The organism is Pseudomonas sp. H1_A03 (assembly GCF_054685145.1).
Window position 1 is genome coordinate 176,147 of the sequence record NZ_CP162829.1, and the last position, 17,094, is coordinate 193,240.

The 17,094-nt window shown below is 59.9% G+C and carries 15 protein-coding genes; 8 read left to right on the forward strand and 7 right to left on the reverse strand.

The features are described 5' to 3' along the window. The first annotated feature begins 107 nt into the window (after window positions 1–107). Both AB4O35_RS00845 and AB4O35_RS00850 read left to right on the forward strand, forming a co-directional pair. Window positions 108–722 (forward strand): biliverdin-producing heme oxygenase, encoded by a 615-nt coding sequence (locus tag AB4O35_RS00845; RefSeq protein ID WP_065945783.1) that lies wholly within the window; start codon window positions 108–110, stop codon window positions 720–722. Further along, a complete protein-coding gene (locus tag AB4O35_RS00850) occupies window positions 719–2,962 on the forward strand; it encodes an ATP-binding protein (RefSeq protein ID WP_065945782.1) in 2,244 nt (747 codons plus the stop codon). Before AB4O35_RS00845 ends, AB4O35_RS00850 begins: the two co-directional genes overlap by 4 nt. Before the next feature lie 61 nt (window positions 2,963–3,023). Here AB4O35_RS00850 and AB4O35_RS00855 read toward each other — a convergent pair whose 3' ends face one another. Together AB4O35_RS00855 and AB4O35_RS00860 are read right to left on the reverse strand one after the other, a co-directional pair. Then, the gene (locus tag AB4O35_RS00855) at window positions 3,024–4,343 is read right to left on the reverse strand and encodes a sensor histidine kinase (RefSeq protein ID WP_065945781.1); all 1,320 of its coding nucleotides are present in this window, start codon (window positions 4,341–4,343) and stop codon (window positions 3,024–3,026) included. Continuing rightward, a complete protein-coding gene (locus AB4O35_RS00860; RefSeq protein ID WP_065945780.1) occupies window positions 4,340–5,050 on the reverse strand; it encodes a response regulator in 711 nt (236 codons plus the stop codon). Before AB4O35_RS00860 ends, AB4O35_RS00855 begins: the two co-directional genes overlap by 4 nt. Before the next feature lie 164 nt (window positions 5,051–5,214). Here AB4O35_RS00860 and AB4O35_RS00865 point away from each other — a divergent pair, with 164 nt between their 5' ends. The 3 genes from AB4O35_RS00865 (at window position 5,215) to AB4O35_RS00875 (ending at window position 9,497) form a co-directional block, all read left to right on the forward strand. Continuing rightward, window positions 5,215–6,003 (forward strand): MlaA family lipoprotein, encoded by a 789-nt coding sequence (locus tag AB4O35_RS00865; protein ID WP_065890017.1) that lies wholly within the window; start codon window positions 5,215–5,217, stop codon window positions 6,001–6,003. Between the two features lie 450 nt (window positions 6,004–6,453). Further along, window positions 6,454–8,346, forward strand: coding sequence for an alkaline phosphatase D family protein (locus tag AB4O35_RS00870; protein ID WP_065874491.1), 1,893 nt, complete (start codon window positions 6,454–6,456; stop codon window positions 8,344–8,346). Between the two features lie 137 nt (window positions 8,347–8,483). Continuing rightward, window positions 8,484–9,497: a diguanylate cyclase domain-containing protein gene (locus tag AB4O35_RS00875; RefSeq protein WP_065874490.1), complete on the forward strand. Its 1,014-nt coding sequence runs from the start codon at window positions 8,484–8,486 to the stop codon at window positions 9,495–9,497. Window positions 9,498–9,548: 51 nt separating this feature from the next. On the opposite strand, the gene AB4O35_RS00880 is transcribed toward AB4O35_RS00875, so the two are convergent. After that, window positions 9,549–10,577, reverse strand: coding sequence for an amino acid ABC transporter substrate-binding protein (locus tag AB4O35_RS00880; RefSeq protein ID WP_065880735.1), 1,029 nt, complete (start codon window positions 10,575–10,577; stop codon window positions 9,549–9,551). A 144-nt stretch (window positions 10,578–10,721) separates the two neighbouring features. On the opposite strand from AB4O35_RS00880, the gene AB4O35_RS00885 reads away from it, so the two are divergent. From AB4O35_RS00885 to AB4O35_RS00895, 3 genes are all read left to right on the forward strand, one after another. Next, window positions 10,722–11,615 carry a LysR substrate-binding domain-containing protein gene (locus AB4O35_RS00885; protein ID WP_065945779.1) on the forward strand — a complete coding sequence of 298 codons (894 nt, stop codon included), beginning with the start codon at window positions 10,722–10,724 and terminating at the stop codon, window positions 11,613–11,615. Window positions 11,616–11,703: 88 nt separating this feature from the next. Then, a complete protein-coding gene (locus AB4O35_RS00890; RefSeq protein ID WP_065874487.1) occupies window positions 11,704–12,957 on the forward strand; it encodes a 2-aminoadipate transaminase in 1,254 nt (417 codons plus the stop codon). Between the two features lie 171 nt (window positions 12,958–13,128). Further along, complete coding sequence (locus AB4O35_RS00895; protein ID WP_065880732.1) at window positions 13,129–13,848, forward strand: hypothetical protein; 720 nt, start codon at window positions 13,129–13,131, stop codon at window positions 13,846–13,848. A 132-nt stretch (window positions 13,849–13,980) separates the two neighbouring features. Here AB4O35_RS00895 and ptaA read toward each other — a convergent pair whose 3' ends face one another. The 4 genes from ptaA to AB4O35_RS00915 form a co-directional block, all read right to left on the reverse strand. Then, complete coding sequence (gene ptaA / locus AB4O35_RS00900; protein WP_065880731.1) at window positions 13,981–15,075, reverse strand: pyoverdine biosynthesis transaminase PtaA; 1,095 nt, start codon at window positions 15,073–15,075, stop codon at window positions 13,981–13,983. Window positions 15,076–15,224: 149 nt separating this feature from the next. After that, complete coding sequence (gene cyoE, locus AB4O35_RS00905) at window positions 15,225–16,112, reverse strand: heme o synthase (RefSeq protein ID WP_049711593.1); 888 nt, start codon at window positions 16,110–16,112, stop codon at window positions 15,225–15,227. Window positions 16,113–16,123: 11 nt separating this feature from the next. Then, complete coding sequence (gene cyoD, locus AB4O35_RS00910) at window positions 16,124–16,465, reverse strand: cytochrome o ubiquinol oxidase subunit IV (RefSeq protein WP_010206434.1); 342 nt, start codon at window positions 16,463–16,465, stop codon at window positions 16,124–16,126. After that, window positions 16,465–17,091, reverse strand: coding sequence for a cytochrome o ubiquinol oxidase subunit III (locus tag AB4O35_RS00915; RefSeq protein ID WP_017734786.1), 627 nt, complete (start codon window positions 17,089–17,091; stop codon window positions 16,465–16,467). The genes cyoD and AB4O35_RS00915 overlap by 1 nt, the downstream gene beginning before the upstream one ends. Window positions 17,092–17,094 lie beyond the last annotated feature (3 nt).

Here is a 17,094-nt window from a genome sequence, read left to right on the forward strand (position 1 = left end):
AGCATTTTCGCCCATTACGTGCGGCTGATGACCTTGAGGTGTGTAGAATCGTCATCCATTTGCGCACGTCACTCATCGCCGAAAGGCCTACAGTTCGAGCTTACTGAATGCAGTCACAGGCCCATGACGTTGGTGCGCCCTCTTTATTGGAAGCGCTGCGCACAGGCACAGCACTGCTGCATGTCGCGCTGGAAAAGCGCCTGCCGTTTTTTTCCGAGTACTTGGATGCCAAGGGGTACCGTCGCTTGCTCCAAGCGTATTACGGCTTTTATAAGCCAATGGAAGCGGCGCTGTATGACAGTGATCTGATCCCCGAAGGCTTTGACACAGCACTGCGTGTCAAAACGCCCACGCTTGTTAGCGATCTTCACGCTCTCGGCCTGGATAAGCGCGCCATCGATGCCCTGCCTCGCTGCTGCGAGCTCCCGATTCTTGCCCAGCCCGCTGCCTGTCTCGGCGCCCTGTATGTACTGGAAGGCGCGACGCTGGGAGGCCAGGTACTGCGTCGGGAAATGGCCAAGCGTCTGGACTTGGATGCGGACAATGGCGGCGCATTTCTCAATGTATACGGCGTCGAAACCGGTCGACGCTGGAAAGATTTTCTTGAGTACCTGGGCCATCAGACATTGGACACACCGGCGAAGCAACACGCAGTAGACGCTGCCTGTTCGACATTCAGCTGCTTTGAGCAATGGCTCGACAGCCAGAAGGTACTGCTATGAAAACCGAAGATTTTGAAGAGCTGCTTGCCAACTGTGCCGACGAGCCCATCCGCTTTCCGGGGGCGATCCAACCCCACGGTGTGCTGCTGACGTTATCGGAGCCGGGGCTGAATATCATCCAGGTCAGCGCCAACGTCGGCACGTTGTTCGGGCGCGCACCCGAGGCGTTATTGGGCCAGCCGCTGCACACGCTGATAGGCACCGAGCACGCCAATGCCGTCGGCGCCATGGCCGAAAACAATACGTTTTTCGACGCGGCACCGCTGCACGTCACGCTCAACGGCGCGGAGTTCGAAGGCCTGCTGCACCGCCATCAGCATGTGCTGGTGCTGGAGTTCGAACCACGGCTCAAGGACTTTCGCCCGCGGGTGCTGAATGGTCGCACCAGTGACCTGGGCAAAATGCTGCAGCGTTTGCAGTCGGCGAAAACGCTGCAAGCGCTGTACGAAATCAGCGTGACCGAAATCCAGGCCATGACCGGTTACGACCGTGTATTGATCTACCGCTTCGAAGATGAAGGCCACGGCCAGGTGATCGCCGAAGCGTCGGCGCCGTCCATGGAGCTTTTCAACGGGTTGTTCTTCCCGGCTTCCGACATCCCGGAGCAGGCCCGTGAGCTGTATCGCACCAATTGGCTGCGTATCATCCCGAACGCCGCCTACGAGCCGGTGCCGCTGTTGCCCAAGCTGCGCCCTGACTCCGACCAGCCCTTGGACCTGAGTTTCGCCACCCTGCGCAGCGTGTCGCCAATTCACTGCCAGTACATGCAGAACATGGGCGTGCTGTCGTCCATGAGCATCTCACTGATGAAAGGCGACAAGCTTTGGGGTCTGATCAGTTGCGGCAACCGCGAACCGCTGCTGGTGCCGAATGACCTGCGCACCGCTTGCCAGACTATCGGCCAGGTGTTGTCGTTGCAGATCAGCGCCATGGAGGCCTTGGACCTGACCCGTCAGCGTGAAGAGAAAGTCGAGACCCTGACGCGGCTGGATCAAGCGATGAAAGCGTCGCACGTAAGCGTGTTCGACGGCCTGGCCCAGCAACCTCAGTTGCTGATGGACCTGACCGTGTCCGGTGGCGTGGCGATCATCGAAGACAAGCAACTGCGCTGCTACGGCAACTGCCCGGAGCCCACGCAGATCCGTGCGTTGCACGCGTGGTTGCAAGGGAGCGAAGAGACTGTCTTTTCCAGCCACAACCTGGCATCGGTGTACCCGCCGGCAACGGATTTCCAGCAGGTGGCCAGCGGTGTCCTGGCCATGAGCCTGCCGAAGCCAGTGGACAACGGTGTGCTGTGGTTTCGCCCGGAAGTCAAAGAGAACATCCACTGGAGCGGCGACCCGAAAAAGCCACTGAACCTGGAAAATTCCGACGCGGGCCTACGCCTTCGCCCACGCACCTCGTTTGAAATCTGGAAAGTCGAGATGGCAGGCATCTCCACCAAGTGGAGCCATGGCGACCTGTTCGCCGCCAACGACCTGCGTCGCTCGGCCCTGGAAAACGACCTGGCCCGCCAGGTACTGCGCGAACAACAAGCCGTGCGCGCCCGCGATGACCTGGTGGCAGTGGTGTCCCACGACCTGCGCAACCCGATGACGGTGATTTCCATGCTGTGCGGCATGATGCAGAAGACCTTCAGCTCCGAAGGCCCACACACCTCACGGCGGATTTCCTCGGCCATCGACACCATGCAACAAGCCGCCGGGCGCATGAACGTGCTGCTGGAAGATTTGCTCGACACCTCGAAAATCGAGGCCGGACGCTACGTGGTAAAGCCAGTGGTACTCGACGTGAGCCAGATGTTCGAAGAGGCCTACGCCTTGCTCGCACCGCTGGCGATGGAAAAAGGTATCGACCTGACGTTCAACGCCGAGCCCGGCCTGCAGATCAACGGCGACCCCGAGCGTCTGTTTCAGGTGCTGTCGAACCTGATCGGCAACGCCATCAAGTTTACTCCGCGCCAGGGCAATATCGGTGTCAGCGCCATGAGCACCGACGAAGACATCGTCTTCTCGGTGCGCGATTCCGGTGAAGGCATTGCACCCGAGCACTTGCCTCACGTGTTCGATCGCTACTGGACCCAGGCGGATAACAACCCGACCGGAAGCGGCCTGGGGCTCTACATCACGCAAGGTATCGTGCAGGCCCATGGCGGCAAGATCGTCGCTGAGAGCGAGCTGGGTCGGGGCAGTGAATTCCGGTTTACGTTGCCGAAGGTGATTGAAGACTTGCGTACCTGACACGGTTAAAAATGTGGGAGCACCGCCGCTCCCACATTTGTTTTGCACTGCCTGGTAAATCTCACACCGGCAGCACCACTACTGCCTCCAACCCACCACCCTGGCGCTCGGCCAGGGTCAGGGTGCCACCGTGCTCCAGCACAATTGCCCGTGCGGTAGAAAGCCCCAGCCCGACGCCTCCCGTGCTTTTGTTGCGTGACCCTTCAAGGCGATAGAACGGCAGAAACACCTGCTCCCGATGCTCCACGGGAATGCCCGGCCCGCGATCCGATACGCGAATCACCACCTCATCATTCTTCTGCTGCAACTCAATTTCCGGCGCCACGCCGTAGTGGATCGCGTTGTCCATCAGGTTGGTCATCACTCGCTTGAGGCCCAGCGGGCGTCCGAAATACACCAGGCGCGGCGGGCCGCGAAAGGTCAGGTCGATGGCCTGGTCGCGGTAGTCATCGATCAGGGTTTGCAGCAATTCCGCCAGGTCCAGTTGGGTGGCTTGTTCCAGGCGGGCGTCGTCGCGGAAGAATTCCAGGGCGGTGTTGATCATGGCCTGCATTTCATCCACGTCGCGAAACAACTTTTGTTGCTGGTCAGCGTCCTCAATGAACTCACCGCGCAGACGCAACCGGGTCAACGGCGCGCGCAGGTCGTGGGAGATGGCGGCGAGCATTTGGGTACGGTCCTGGATAAAGTGCCGCAACTGCGCCTGCATGCTGTTGAAAGCGAGGATTGCCTGGCGTATTTCGTGGGGCCCCACTGGCTCAATGGGCGGCGCGCGAAAGTCCGCACCAAAGCGTCGCGCGCCCTGGGCGAAGTGTTGTAGAGGACGGGCCAGGCGCCGGGTCGCGACCAGGGTGACCAGCGCAGTGGAGATCAACACGAGCAACACCACAATCAGACTGCGCGCGCCGTCGTCCAGTCCCCAACTGCGAGTACCCGCGCTGAACATCAGCCAGGACTTATCCGCCAGCTGTATCAACAGCACATAGTGCCCATCGCCGTCCGGCCAGTCGGACGGTTGATAAGCCTCCATCGGCCGGGTCGGCCCCTCAAGCAGATGCTTGAGTGCCTGTTCGCCCGATTGAAAATCCGGGTCGTCGAGCACCGGCAAATCAAACGCTGCGCGCTGCGCTGCCCACATCACGCTGAAAGAACCATCGCCCATCACCTGAGCAAGACGCGGTCGCTGCGCCGGATCGGACGCCTCGACTGCGCGCACCACCACCGCGATCTTCTCCAGCAACCCGGTTTCGGTCAGCGGTGGCCTGGCCCACACGCCCGCCAATTGCACGAACAACGCGTTGAACGCCAGCGCGGTAAACATTGCGATCAGGATGGTCAGGGCGATCCAGCGGGCCACGGTGTCGCGTGGGCGGCGGCTCATGAGCGGGTCACACTGGCGGTGAACTGGTAGCCGCCGTTGCGCACCGTGCGGATCATCGCCGGGCGCTTGGTATCGAATTCCAGCTTGCGACGCAGTCGACTCACTTGCACGTCGATGCTGCGGTCGAACGCATCATGGCTGTGCCCGCGCGCCAGGTTCAACAACTGCTCGCGAGTGAGCACCCGTTGCGGGTGTTCGGCAAACACCAACAGCAGGTCGAACTCTCCGGAAGACAGCGGGATCATCACGTGGTCGGGCGAGCGCAGTTCGCGACGCGTGACGTCCAGTTGCCAGCCGGCAAAACAGATCAACGGGCGCGCGACCTGCCCCATCGCGGGTCGGCTTTCACCCGCCCGGCGCAAAACCGCGCGCACCCGTGCCAACAATTCGCGGGCGTCGAAGGGTTTGCTCAGGTAGTCATCGGCGCCCATTTCCAGGCCTACCACGCGGTCGCTGAGTTCGCCCATGGCGGTGAGCATGATCACCGGCGTGGTGTATTGCTGGCGTAGGCGCTGGCACAGCAGCAAGCCGTTATCGCCGGGAAGCATCAGGTCGAGGATGATCAGGTCGGCGGGGCCGCGCTCCATCGCCGCCCACAATTCGGTGCCACTGGCCACGGTCTCGACCACGTAGCCGTGTTGCAGGAAAAACTTCTTCAGCAGGGCGAGGACTTCAAGGTCATCGTCGACGATTAACAGGTTGCTCACCGGCAGGCTTCACTGGGCTGGGTCAAGGTGCCATCTAAAACCATTCGGCGCGGCCCGTCATATATTTCAATCGTGCAATAAAGCGTCAAAGGCGCAATAAACCCGACATCTTTGCGCAAGGCTCGAATGCCAGCATCGGCCTCCTTTTTGCGGAGACTGTGCCCATGCGTTCGCTGACCTATTCCCGGCAACTGGCCCGCCAGGCCGTGCTGTTGCTGACAGTGACTTACCTGACGGGCTGCGCCAGCCCGGCACCCGTAGCGCCTACCACTCGTTGCGCACAGGTGAACTACCCGGTGTATGACCCAGCCGAACCGGTCAACCGGGGCGTGTTCGCGTTCAACCGTGTTGTGGATAACTACGCCCTGGCACCTGTGGCTCGCGGTTACCGTTACCTGCCGAATTTTTTCCAACAGGGTGTGCATAACTTCGCGAGCAACTTCAGCGAGCCAAAGGTGTTTATCAACGACCTGCTGCAAGGTAACCCAGGGCGTTCAGTCAATACCCTGGGGCGTTTCGCAGTGAACACCACGGTGGGCGTGGTGGGGCTGTTCGATGTGTCGGACCGCCTGGGCATCCCGCGCCACACAGCCGATTTCGGCCAGACATTCGGCGTGTGGGGTGTGGGCAACGGGCCCATCGTCGAGCTGCCATTGCTGGGTACCAGTAACAGCCGGGATGCGGCAGGCAAAGTCTTGAGCTTCCTGGTTGCGCCGCTGGGGGACAGCGACACAGTGCAGACCCTGGGTACTATCAGCCTCGTCGGCGGCACGATCGATACCCGTGCGTCACTGTTGCCGCTCACCGATAGCCTGCAAAAACTGCCGGATTACTACAGCGCATTGCGTAATGTGGTGGCGGAAAATCGCGCGACTTTTGTGCGGGAGGGCAAGGAAGGCGCGACGTCTCCCGGGCTAAACAGTTGCGCGAACAGCGCCTCTGATGACTTCTGAAGCGCGTTCCCCACGACAGTCATATCTTGCAGCAGCGCGTTTATAGCAGCCCCGCTTCGCCCTCTATAAGTTTGGCCTGACTTCGCTTTCACAAGCGGAGTAATCCTCTACCCACTAGAAGGAAACATCCATGCTTAACGCTATCAACCACTCACTGGGCCACTTTCACTACCCACCGCTGCAGAAGGATGATGCAGAGCCCCAGCGCAGGAAGCGCAGCATTGACGACACACAAACGCAACTGCATGCCGCTGCCCCTGGAAGTACGGCAGCCAATGACCGCGGAGGCAAAAACAGCGGTGGGCTAGACAGCCTGGGTCAAGGCCACCTGCTTTAATCGGCCTTATACGGAGGGCAGTGCACGGCCCTTCGTACCCTCGCCCTTAACAAAACAATGACATTCACTGGGTTAATCTTGCCGGTTCAACCCTGCCCGGAATCCTTGACTGCATGCCGCACCCCGACACACTGCCCGCCGTACTGGCCGGCCCACTGCTGCGGCGCCTCGAACCTCGGCGCCTGGTGTTGTGGCTGGTGGGAAGCCGCGCACTTGAATTGACGCTGAAATTGCATCTGCCAACTCAGACACTGGAGATCACCCTGGACCCGTGCCAGGTTGTGGCCGTAGGGCGCCAGGCGTTTATCCATTTGATCGACGTGTCACTGGACGACGCACTGCCCCTGGACGTGGCGATCAGCTACGACCTGTTGTTCGATAACACCGGCATTGCCGACTGGGCACCGCACCTGCTGTACGCCAACGCCCAACTTCCGAGTTTCGTATTGCACAGCCGTATCCACCAGTTGGTGCACGGCTCATGCCGCAAACCCCATCACAGTGCCGACGAGGGTTTGCTGTGTGTCGACCGCCTGTTGGCAGACACCCACACCCCAACCGATCGCCCAGCCCTGCTGATGATGAGCGGCGATCAGGTCTACGCCGATGATGTGGCCGGGCCGATGCTGCGGGCGATACATTCATTGATCGCACGCCTGGGCCTGTTCGATGAATACCTGGAGGGCGCCGTGGTCGATGACAGCGCCAGCCTCTACGGGCACAGCGCCAGCTACTACCATCGCGCCGACTTGCTGCCCGCACTGGACAGCAACGAAACCCTGCGCGAACGCTTCTTTGGGGGTGTAAAAAAGCCCATCTTCACCAGCAGCACCGCCGACAATCATCTGGTGACATTCGCTGAAGTCATCGCCATGTACTTGCTGGTATGGTCGCCCACGCCCTGGACGTTGATTGCGCCTCAACCTCCGCAGCTGAACGTAGAAAGACACCAGCGCTACGCGCGCGAACAGGTACAGATCAATAAATTTCGCGACGGCCTACCGGGCGTCGCACGGGTATTCGCCCACCTGTCGACCTTGATGATCTTTGACGATCACGACATCACCGACGACTGGAACCTTAGCGCCCAATGGGAGGAGACTGCCTACGGCCACCCTTTCTCCAAGCGCATCATCGGCAACGCCCTGCTTGCCTATTTGCTGTGCCAGGGCTGGGGCAACCAACCGGACGCGTTTGGCGAACTGGTCAGCCAAACCCAAGCCCTCACGGCTCAGCCCAAAGCCAATCATTTGGACGCGGGCGCGCAGGATGAACTGCTCGAAACGTTGCTGAAATTCCAGCGCTGGCATTACGTACTGCCCACCACCCCCGCCCTGGTGGTGCTCGACACTCGCACTCGCCGTTGGCGCAGCGAGTTCACCCTCAAACAACCTTCCGGCCTGCTGGACTGGGAGGCCTTGAGCGAACTGCAACAGGAACTGCTGGATCACCCCTCGGCCATCATCGTCTCGCCCGCGCCAATCTTCGGCGTCAAGCTGATCGAGACAGTGCAGAAGGTGTTCAGTTGGTGCGGCCACCCCCTGCTGGTGGATGCTGAAAACTGGATGGCCCATCGCGGAGCCGCCCAAGTGATCCTCAATATCTTCCGTCATTCCCGCACGCCGGGTAACTACGTGATCCTCTCCGGTGACGTGCACTACTCGTTCGTCTACGAAGTGCTGATCCGCCATCGCAACGCCGGCCCCAGGATCTGGCAAATCACCAGCAGCGGTATCAAGAACGAATTCCCACCCCGCCTGCTGGAGTGGTTCGACCGCCTTAATCGCTGGCTCTACTCGCCGCGCTCGCCGCTCAACTGGTTCACCCGCCGCCGCACCATGCAGGTGGTGCCCCATATTCCGGAGCACGCCGAAGCCGGCGAGCGGTTATGGAATTCGGCGGGGATTGGCCAGGTATTTTTTAACGAACAAGGGCAGCCTGAAGCGATTTATCAGCACAACGCGGATGGGAAGGTGCCGACTAGGATGGTGGCGCCGAAGCAATAGCTATTTGCCATCAATCTTTCGCCGTACATCTGCCCTATTCAAAGCATCCAGGCCCCGTTGTACAGTGGCTCCAGCCACGGAGTATCGGCGACAACAGTGGTAGGCGTTGAATGCCTGCCCACGCAAGGAATGCGCAGATGAACGATACCTCCGACACTAATCCGTTAGAGCAAGATTTCTCTCACTTCAACGCCGACATGCTGCACACCATTCTGGAGCTGGTCAGTGACGGGATCTGGGATTGGAATGCCAACACAGGTTTCGTCTACCGCAATCCAGGCTGGTACGAAATGCTTGGCTATCACCGCCATGCACTAGAGAACACTGTGTTCACCTGGGAGAACGTGATTCACCCGGACGACTACCCCAAGGTGATGAAGCTGTTCGACGACTACATCCACCGTCGCGCCCCCCATTACCAAGCCGAATATCGCTGCCGCAAAAAAGAGGGCAGTTACCTGTGGATCGAAGACCGCGGCTACGTGATTGCACGTAACGCCGACGGCTCGGTGGCGCGAATGGTGGGCGCCCATCGCGATATTCATCTGCGCAAATGCTCCGTCGAACAGCTGGAAAAGCGCAATCAATCGCTTGAGGCACTGGTGGCCGAACGCACGCGCGAGCTGTCGCGGGTCAATCAGCAGCTGCAGCTGCAACTGGATGAAAATCGCTCCCTGGCCGAAAGGGATGCGCTGACCCTGGTCGCCAATCGCTATCGCCTGGAGAAAGTGCTGCTCGAAGAATGCGACCGTGCCCAGCGCTTTCGCCTGCCGCTGGCATTGATTGCCATAGACATCGATAACTTCAAGCTGATCAATGACCGCTACGGTCATGGTGTGGGCGACCAGACCTTGGTGCGGGTGGTGGAATGCCTGGAAAGTTGTATCCGCCCTAATGACCTGCTGGCTCGATGGGGCGGCGATGAGTTTGTGCTGGTCCTGCCCAAAACCTCGCTGGACATCGCAAAGGCGCTGGCAGAACACATCCGCCAGACGTTCAGGAATCGCCCGCAAAGGGACGACTTCAAGGTAACCCTGAGCCTGGGTGTTGCTGTGCGTCTAACGGATGAATACCCCGCGGCCCTGATGGCGCGCGCTGATCAGGCGTTGTATCGCGCCAAGGCGGCGGGGAAGGACGGCGTGTCCGAATGAGCAATGTTCACTGCAGGCGCGGGCTTGCCAGCGCCTGCAGCGGCACCGCGTTTATCTGACTGGCGGCGCGTATTGGATGCCGCCGTTGTTCCACAGCGCATTGAGCCCGCGCTTGATTTTCAGCACGCTGCCCTGGCCGATGTTGCGCTCGAACACTTCGCCATAGTTGCCCACTTGCTTGACGATCTGTACCACCCAATCCTTGCGCAGTTTCAAGTCCTTGCCGTATTCGCCATCAACCCCCAGCAACCGCGCAATGTCCGGATTCTTGGTGGTCTTGGCCTGCTCTTCGACATTCTGCGAGGTGATGCCCATTTCCTCGGCGTTGAGCATCGCGAACAAGGTCCATTTGACGATACTGAACCACTCGTCATCGCCTTTACGCACCAGCGGTCCCAACGGTTCCTTGGAGATCACTTCCGGCAACACCACAAACTCGTCCGGGTGGGCCATCTTGATTCGCTGGGCATACAAGCCCGATTGGTCGGTGGTGAGTACGTCGCATCGCCCGGCTTCCAGGCCCTTGGCGCTTTCGTCGGCGGTGTCAAAGGTGATCGGTGTGTACTTCATCCCGTTGGTGCGGAAGTAATCGGAAACATTGAGTTCAGTCGTAGTACCGGCCTGGATGCACACGGTGGCGCCGTCCAATTGCTTGGCGCCAGTAACGCCCAGCTTGTTGTTCACCAGAAAGCCAATGCCGTCGTAGTAGGTCACGCCGGTGAACACTAAGCCCATGCCCGAATCACGGGAGCTGGTCCAGGTGGTGTTGCGTGAGATCAGGTCGATCTCACCGGACTGCAGCGCCGTGAAACGCTCCTTGGCGGTCAACTGCGTGAACTTCACTTTCGACGCGTCGCCGAATACGGCTGCCGCCACCGCGTGGCATACGTCCACATCGATACCGGTCATCTTGCCCTGGCTGTCGGGCACGCCGAAGCCCGGTAGCCCATCGCTGACACCACATTGGATAAAGCCTTTTTTCTGGATGGCGTCCAGGGTTGCGCCCGCGTGGGCGGTGCCTGCCAGGCCAAGCACGGCGCTGGCGCCAATCGCGGCCAACGTAATTTTGAATGAGTTCATGCAAGGCTCTCCCTGTCATTCCTTATTATTCGGCGCCGTATCGCCCGCGCCGGTTTATAGTGCTGCCGGGCAGTATCCACGGCTTTACGCCGCTGCCACAAACGACCTTTAGGCAAAGGCTCCTTCCGATTTGGAATGAACTGCATGATTTCAAAACGCTTGACCCCTTCGATGACGGCCTTGCAATGCTTCGAAGCCGCCGCCCGCCACCTGAGTTTCACCCGTGCCGCCGAAGAGCTGCACCTGACCCAGAGTGCCGTCAGCAAGCAGGTGGCGCAGCTGGAAGAAATGCTCTGCCACAACCTGTTCGAACGGGTTCGCCAGCGCTTGTACCTGTCGCCAGCGGGGTCGCTGTACCTGGCCGAAGTGCACAAAATCCTGACCCAGGTGGACATCTCCAGCCGCTACATCCTCACCTACGGCGGCGAGACCGAAGTGCTGCGCATCGCCACCCAGCCGACCTTCGGCGATCGCTGGCTGGTGCCCAAGCTTAAGGATTTCGCGGCGAAACATCCGAATATCCACTTGGATGTGCGCAACGAGCTGGAGCCTTTCGATGTGTTGCAGGCCAAGGCCGATATCGCGTTTTTCTATGGGCAGGGCTCATGGCCGGGCGCGACGTGCATTGAGCTGTTCCGTGAAGCCGTGGTGCCGGTGTGCGCACCGGGCTTTGTCGCCGAAGGCAGCGATGCTTCGTCGCGCCACACGTTGCTGCAATGCACCTCGCGCCCGGAAGCCTGGCACGAATGGTTCCTCGAACAGGGGCTGCACTCGCAGAACAGCTACCACGGGCCGCGTTTCGACACGTTCTACATGTGCATTCGCGCAGCACAATCGGGCTACGGCGTAGCGTTGGTGCCGCAGTACCTGGTGGCCGAAGAGTTGGCCCAGGGCAGCCTGATGATTGCGTGGGACTACGCAATGCCCAGCAGCGGCGCGCACTTTATCGCTCATGCCGAGCATGCCGGCGAGGTCCCCAAAGTGAAGGCCTTCCTGGACTGGATGGTGGACTACGTCCGCTCACATCCCGACTTTTAATAATGACCCGGCGACTTTATTTCGTTTGCGACAAGGGCGGGCGCCCAGCTTAGATAAAAGACGCCCGTCACTGCCGAGTCCCCGATTCATGAGCCACGAAACCATCAGCCAATCGATTTCCATCGTTCATCCCATCAGCCTCAGCCACGGGAAAAACGCCGAAGTCTGGGACACCTCGGGCAAACGCTATATCGACTTTGTTGGCGGCATCGGTGTGCTCAACCTCGGCCACTGCCACCCGGGCGTGGTCGAGGCAATTCGTGAACAAGCGACCAAACTGACCCACTACGCGTTCAACGCCGCCCCGCACGCGCCCTACATCGAACTGATGGAGCGCCTGAGCGCATTTATCCCGGTGGGCTACCCAGTCAGCGGCATGCTCACCAACAGCGGCGCGGAGGCGGCGGAAAACGCGCTGAAGATCGTGCGCGGCGCCACCGGCCGTACGGCGGTGATTGCATTTGACGGTGCCTTCCACGGCCGCACCCTGGCCACGCTCAACCTCAACGGCAAGGTCGCGCCCTACAAACAAAAGGTCGGTGTACTGCCCGGCCCGGTGTACCACCTGCCCTACCCCAGCGCTGATAACGACGTGACCTGCGCTGAGGCACTGAAGGCCATGGACCGCTTGTTCAGCGTAGAAATCGACGTCAACGATGTGGCCTGTTTCATTATCGAACCGGTGCAGGGCGAAGGGGGGTTCCTCGCACTGGATATCCAGTTCGCCCAGGCTCTTCGGCGCTTTTGCGATGAGAAGAACATCCTGCTGATTGCCGATGAAATCCAATCCGGCTTTGGCCGTACCGGCCAACGTTTTGCGTTCTCACGCCTGGGGATCGAACCGGACTTGATCCTGCTGGGTAAAAGCATCGCCGGGGGTGTACCGCTGGGCGCCGTAGTGGGGCGCAAGGCGTTGATGGACAACCTGCCGAAGGGCGGCCTGGGCGGCACGTATTCCGGCAACCCTATTGCGTGTGCCGCAGCATTAGCCACCCTTGACGCAATGACAGATGAGCACCTGAACACTTGGGGAGCGCAACAGCAAGAAGCCATCGTTCGCCGCTATGAAGCCTGGTGCGCACAAGGCCTCACGCCCTACCTCGGCCGCCTGACCGGCGTCGGCGCCATGCGCGGCATCGAGCTGGCGAACGCCGATGGCACACCCGCACCGAAACAGCTTGCTCAACTGTTGGGCCTGGCACGGGATGCCGGGTTGTTGCTAATGCCCAGCGGCAAGTCGCGGCATATCATCCGTTTACTGGCACCGCTGACGATTGAACCGGCAGTGTTGGAGGAGGGCTTGGATATCCTCCAAGCGTGCCTGAGACACTTGTCCCAGTAAGGAAGGCCGGGGTTTACCGTAGGTCTGTTTTGCAGGCGGGCAGTCCGGCTGCAACGGGCGCTGCCGGGGTAACGTCGGGATAAGGGCATTGTGCTGCCTTGACCTGATCCCCCTCCCCCTGAAAATGCCCGACGCTTTTTTGTCCTCGTTTACTGAAGTAGTGAAATTTCAATGCCCGATTCCTACACCATCGAAGAATCCGCCGAAGAAACCGTAGTCGCCTTGCACGCCAAAGCCGAGTACGAAAACGCCATCAATCTTTCACAGCATCTGCCAGCGGCCAAGATCATCAGCGAGATGGTGCTGGACGCTTTCCACACGTCCAAGGAAAGCGACCAGATCCGCGAACTGCGCGTGGCTATCCGCCAGGCCCACGATGCCTTCGACGACGACAAGGCCTACGACCTGATGGGCCAGCTCAAGCAATTGAAAGACGCCGAGGCGGCCGACAATGCAGCCCTGGAGAACCTGAGCAGCCAGTTCTCGATCAGCCGCATCCTGTCGAGCTTCAAGGACGACCCCGAGTTCCAGGAGCTGGTCTACGGCCTGGCGTTGAAGGTGCTGAACCAGAGCCACCAGGCCATCAGCAACCCAAGCGCCGGCAAGAGCAAGGCTTCACGGCCCAAGAAAGAAGCCGAAGTGTTTGTGATCAGCAAGGATGGCATCAGCGTCACCCTGCCACTGCGCACACCACGCTCGAAGCTGAACGTTGACCGTGAGGCGTTTGAGTTCCTTGGCTTCAGCTTTGTGGGTGAAGGCGATGAAGCGGAGCTTACGGTTGAAAGCTTTGTGGACAACACCGGTGCTGAACAGCCGTTGAGCCGCAAAAGCGTGATTACTGCGCTGCAACAGCAGACGGCGTTTGATGGGTACAGCATCGCGCAGCAGTAACTCGTAGCAAGCTACACCGCAGAATCAAGTGTGGGAGCTGGCTTGCCTGCGATGCAGACGTCTCGGTACATCAGTGAAACCGAGATGATGCAATCGCAGGCAAGCCAGCTCCCACATTTGATCTGTGCTGTGTCAACTGACCCGTTCGACGTGTGCTGCAAACACTTCCCGAAACCGCGCCATCTCACGCTTGTCCCCCACCGTCACCCGCACCCACTGCGGCCAGCCTTTAAACACCCGGCCGATCAGCACGCCCTGCGCCGCCAACTGCTCGATCACCTGCTCCGCCGGTTGCTTCACGTCGATCATGAAGCAGTTGGCCTGGGAGGCGGTGCAGGTGAAACCACGGTCTTTCAGCCAGGCCACGGTCTCGTCACGCAGCTGGTTATTGAGCGCCTTGCGTTGCGGCAGCAGTTTCACGTCTTCCAGGCTGGCAATGCCGCCGAGCAGGGTGGAACCTGCCGGTACGTTGTCGCCGCCAAACACGGCCAGCCGCTCCAGTAGCGCAGGGTGGCCGATTGCCAGACCCAGACGGGCGCCGGCCATGCCGTAGATTTTCGAGAACGTGCGCAGCACCAGCAGGTCGTGATGGTCCTTGACCCAACTGACAACGCTGGGGACGTCGGCGAAATCGATATAGGCCTCGTCCACCACCAGCACACTGCCTTTGGGTTTGTTTGCCAGTGCCTGGCGGATGGCCTCGGTAGACGTGACAGTGCCAGTGGGGTTATTGGGGTTGCACAGGTAGAGCATGCCCGCCTGGGGATCGGCGGCGAGCATCGCCGGGATGTCGTGGGCGTGGTCGGCGCTCAGACTGACTTCCTTCACCGGCGCCTTGTTCGACTCGGCCGCCTGGCGCGGCACTTCGTAGGACGGCGTGGCCATCACCAGGCCACGGGTTTCGCTGGTGAATGCCAATACGGCATAGCGCAAGGCCGCCATCGAGCCTGCAAATACCGCCACCTGCTCCTCGGCAATTTCCTGCTGTTGGGCAAACAGCCCGGCTAAAGCATACATATGGCCGTAAGGATAACGTCCGGAGGTGGCGATGCCCCGCTGCATCGCCTCCCGCGCAGCCCCTGAAGGGCCATAGGGGCTTTCGTTGTAGTTGAGCCGTACCTTGTCAGACGCTGCCGGCGACGGCGCCGCAACCGCCCAATCCAGGCGCCCCAGTAATGGCAGGGCGGCGCCCACGGCGAGAAGGGACCGACGACTAACGCTGACCATATGACAACTCCTTGTTGTAGGGCGGGTGATGGATTCGCACAGCTCGTACAAAAGTGTATGACGAGAAAGGCGTCGGCCGATTTAACCGAACGCCCAAGAAAAAGCCCCGCGCTTCTCTCGAAGGCGGGGCTTTTTCACTGCGGGACCACTCAGTGAGCGTAGGTCAGCAACAGCTCTTTCGGCACTTGGAAATCCAGGGACATCATCACGCTGAGCGCGGTGATGGTGAAGATCGAGAACACGAACAGCTTGCGCGCCCAGACGGTGTCATCCACCGCTTTGTAGCCGGTCCAGGCCATGTACAACCAGTACATGCCCATGGCGGCGGCGACGGCGAGGTAGCTCATGCCGGCGTAGCCACTGAAGGTCAACATCAAGGTCGCCACAAGGAAGGCCAGGATGTACAGCAGGATGTGTTTCTTGGCGACCTGGATGCCACGTTTAACCGGCAAAACCGGAATCGACGCAGCCAGGTAGTCATTGAAGCGGAAAATCGCGATGGCGTAGGAATGCGGCATCTGCCACAGGCTGAACATCACCAGTAGCACCAGCGCGGCCATGTCGAAGCTATTGGTCACAGCCACATAACCAATGACCGGCGGCATCGCCCCCGACAGACTGCCCACCAGCGTGCCGTGAACCGACTTGCGCTTGAGGTACAGGCTGTAGAGGCCGACGTAGATGACAAAGCCGATCACGGCAAACAGCGCCGCCAGCGGGTTAGCCACCTTGTACAACAGCACCACACCGGCAACACCCAGGACGGTCGCGAACAGCAGCGCCAGCTTCAGGGAAACCAGCCCCTGTACCAGCGCGCGGTTCTTGGTGCGCTCCATCTTGATGTCGATGTCGCGGTCGATGCAGTTGTTGAACACACATCCGGAAGCTACCACCAGGGAGGTGCCGATCATTGCAGCCAGGAAGATGGCCAGATCGACATGCCCCTTGGAGGCCAGGAAGAAACCGCCCGCCACAGAAAGCACGTTACCGAAAATGATCCCCGGTTTGGTGATTTGGATAAAGTGCTTAAGCGACATCGGGTCTTACCTCACTTCGCCATCATGAACGTATGGATGCTGAACATGATCCATATCGACAGGCCAACCAGCAGCAGGATTACTAGGCCTGCGAACACGAACGCAATCACGTTATCGCGCTGCTCTTTCGAGCGATCCAAGTGCAGGAAGTACACCAGGTGAACCAGCACCTGAATCACCGCGAACGCCAGCACGATCATCAACGTGATCGACTTCGGCAGGGTTGGGTACATCACCAGGCCGAACGGGATCAGGGTCAGGATTACCGACAGGATGAAGCCGATGGCGTACGACTTAACGCTGCCGTGGCTCGCATCGTGGCTGTCATGGTCATGGGAGTGTGCATTAGCCATTACAGAGTCCCCATCAGGTAAACAACGGTGAAGACGCAGATCCAGACCACGTCCAGGAAGTGCCAGAACAGGCTCAGGCAGCTCAGGCGAGTCTTGTTGGTGTTGGTCAGGCCGTGTTTATTGACCTGATACATCATCACCGCCATCCACAGCAGGCCTGCCGTTACGTGCAGACCGTGGGTGCCGACCAGCGTGAAGAACGCCGACAGGAAACCGGAACGGTGCGGGCCGTAGCCTTCGGAGATCAGCAGGTGGAACTCGTTGATCTCCATGCCGATGAAGCCCAGGCCGAACAGGAAGGTCAGGCCCAACCAGCTCAGTACGCCTTTTTTGTTGCCCTTGTAGAAGGCCAACATGGCGAAGCCGTAGGTGATCGAACTGAACAACAGCAAGGCGGTTTCGCCGAGCACGTAAGGCAGTTCGAAGATGTCGTGGCCCGACGGGCCACCCGCTACGTTGTTTACCAGTACCGCGTACACCGCGAAGATCGACGCAAACAAGATGCAGTCGGTCATCAGGTAGAGCCAGAAACCGAAAACGGTCATCGGCCCCGAGTCGTGGTGATGGTCATCGTGCCCATGGTCATCGACATGGGCGTGTCCAGCATTGGTCACTAAGTTCGACATGGT

Coding starts and splice junctions, on each gene's coding strand:
- AB4O35_RS00845 (WP_065945783.1), top strand. CDS start 108: ATGCAGTCACAGGCCCATGACGTTGGTGCGCCCTCTTTATTGGAAGCG.
- AB4O35_RS00850 (WP_065945782.1), top strand. CDS start 719: ATGAAAACCGAAGATTTTGAAGAGCTGCTTGCCAACTGTGCCGACGAG.
- AB4O35_RS00855 (WP_065945781.1), bottom strand. CDS start 4,343: ATGAGCCGCCGCCCACGCGACACCGTGGCCCGCTGGATCGCCCTGACC.
- AB4O35_RS00865 (WP_065890017.1), top strand. CDS start 5,215: ATGCGTTCGCTGACCTATTCCCGGCAACTGGCCCGCCAGGCCGTGCTG.
- AB4O35_RS00870 (WP_065874491.1), top strand. CDS start 6,454: ATGCCGCACCCCGACACACTGCCCGCCGTACTGGCCGGCCCACTGCTG.
- AB4O35_RS00875 (WP_065874490.1), top strand. CDS start 8,484: ATGAACGATACCTCCGACACTAATCCGTTAGAGCAAGATTTCTCTCAC.
- AB4O35_RS00880 (WP_065880735.1), bottom strand. CDS start 10,577: ATGAACTCATTCAAAATTACGTTGGCCGCGATTGGCGCCAGCGCCGTG.
- AB4O35_RS00885 (WP_065945779.1), top strand. CDS start 10,722: ATGATTTCAAAACGCTTGACCCCTTCGATGACGGCCTTGCAATGCTTC.
- AB4O35_RS00890 (WP_065874487.1), top strand. CDS start 11,704: ATGAGCCACGAAACCATCAGCCAATCGATTTCCATCGTTCATCCCATC.
- AB4O35_RS00895 (WP_065880732.1), top strand. CDS start 13,129: ATGCCCGATTCCTACACCATCGAAGAATCCGCCGAAGAAACCGTAGTC.
- ptaA (WP_065880731.1), bottom strand. CDS start 15,075: ATGGTCAGCGTTAGTCGTCGGTCCCTTCTCGCCGTGGGCGCCGCCCTG.
- cyoE (WP_049711593.1), bottom strand. CDS start 16,112: ATGTCGCTTAAGCACTTTATCCAAATCACCAAACCGGGGATCATTTTC.
- cyoD (WP_010206434.1), bottom strand. CDS start 16,465: ATGGCTAATGCACACTCCCATGACCATGACAGCCACGATGCGAGCCAC.
- AB4O35_RS00915 (WP_017734786.1), bottom strand. CDS start 17,091: ATGTCGAACTTAGTGACCAATGCTGGACACGCCCATGTCGATGACCAT.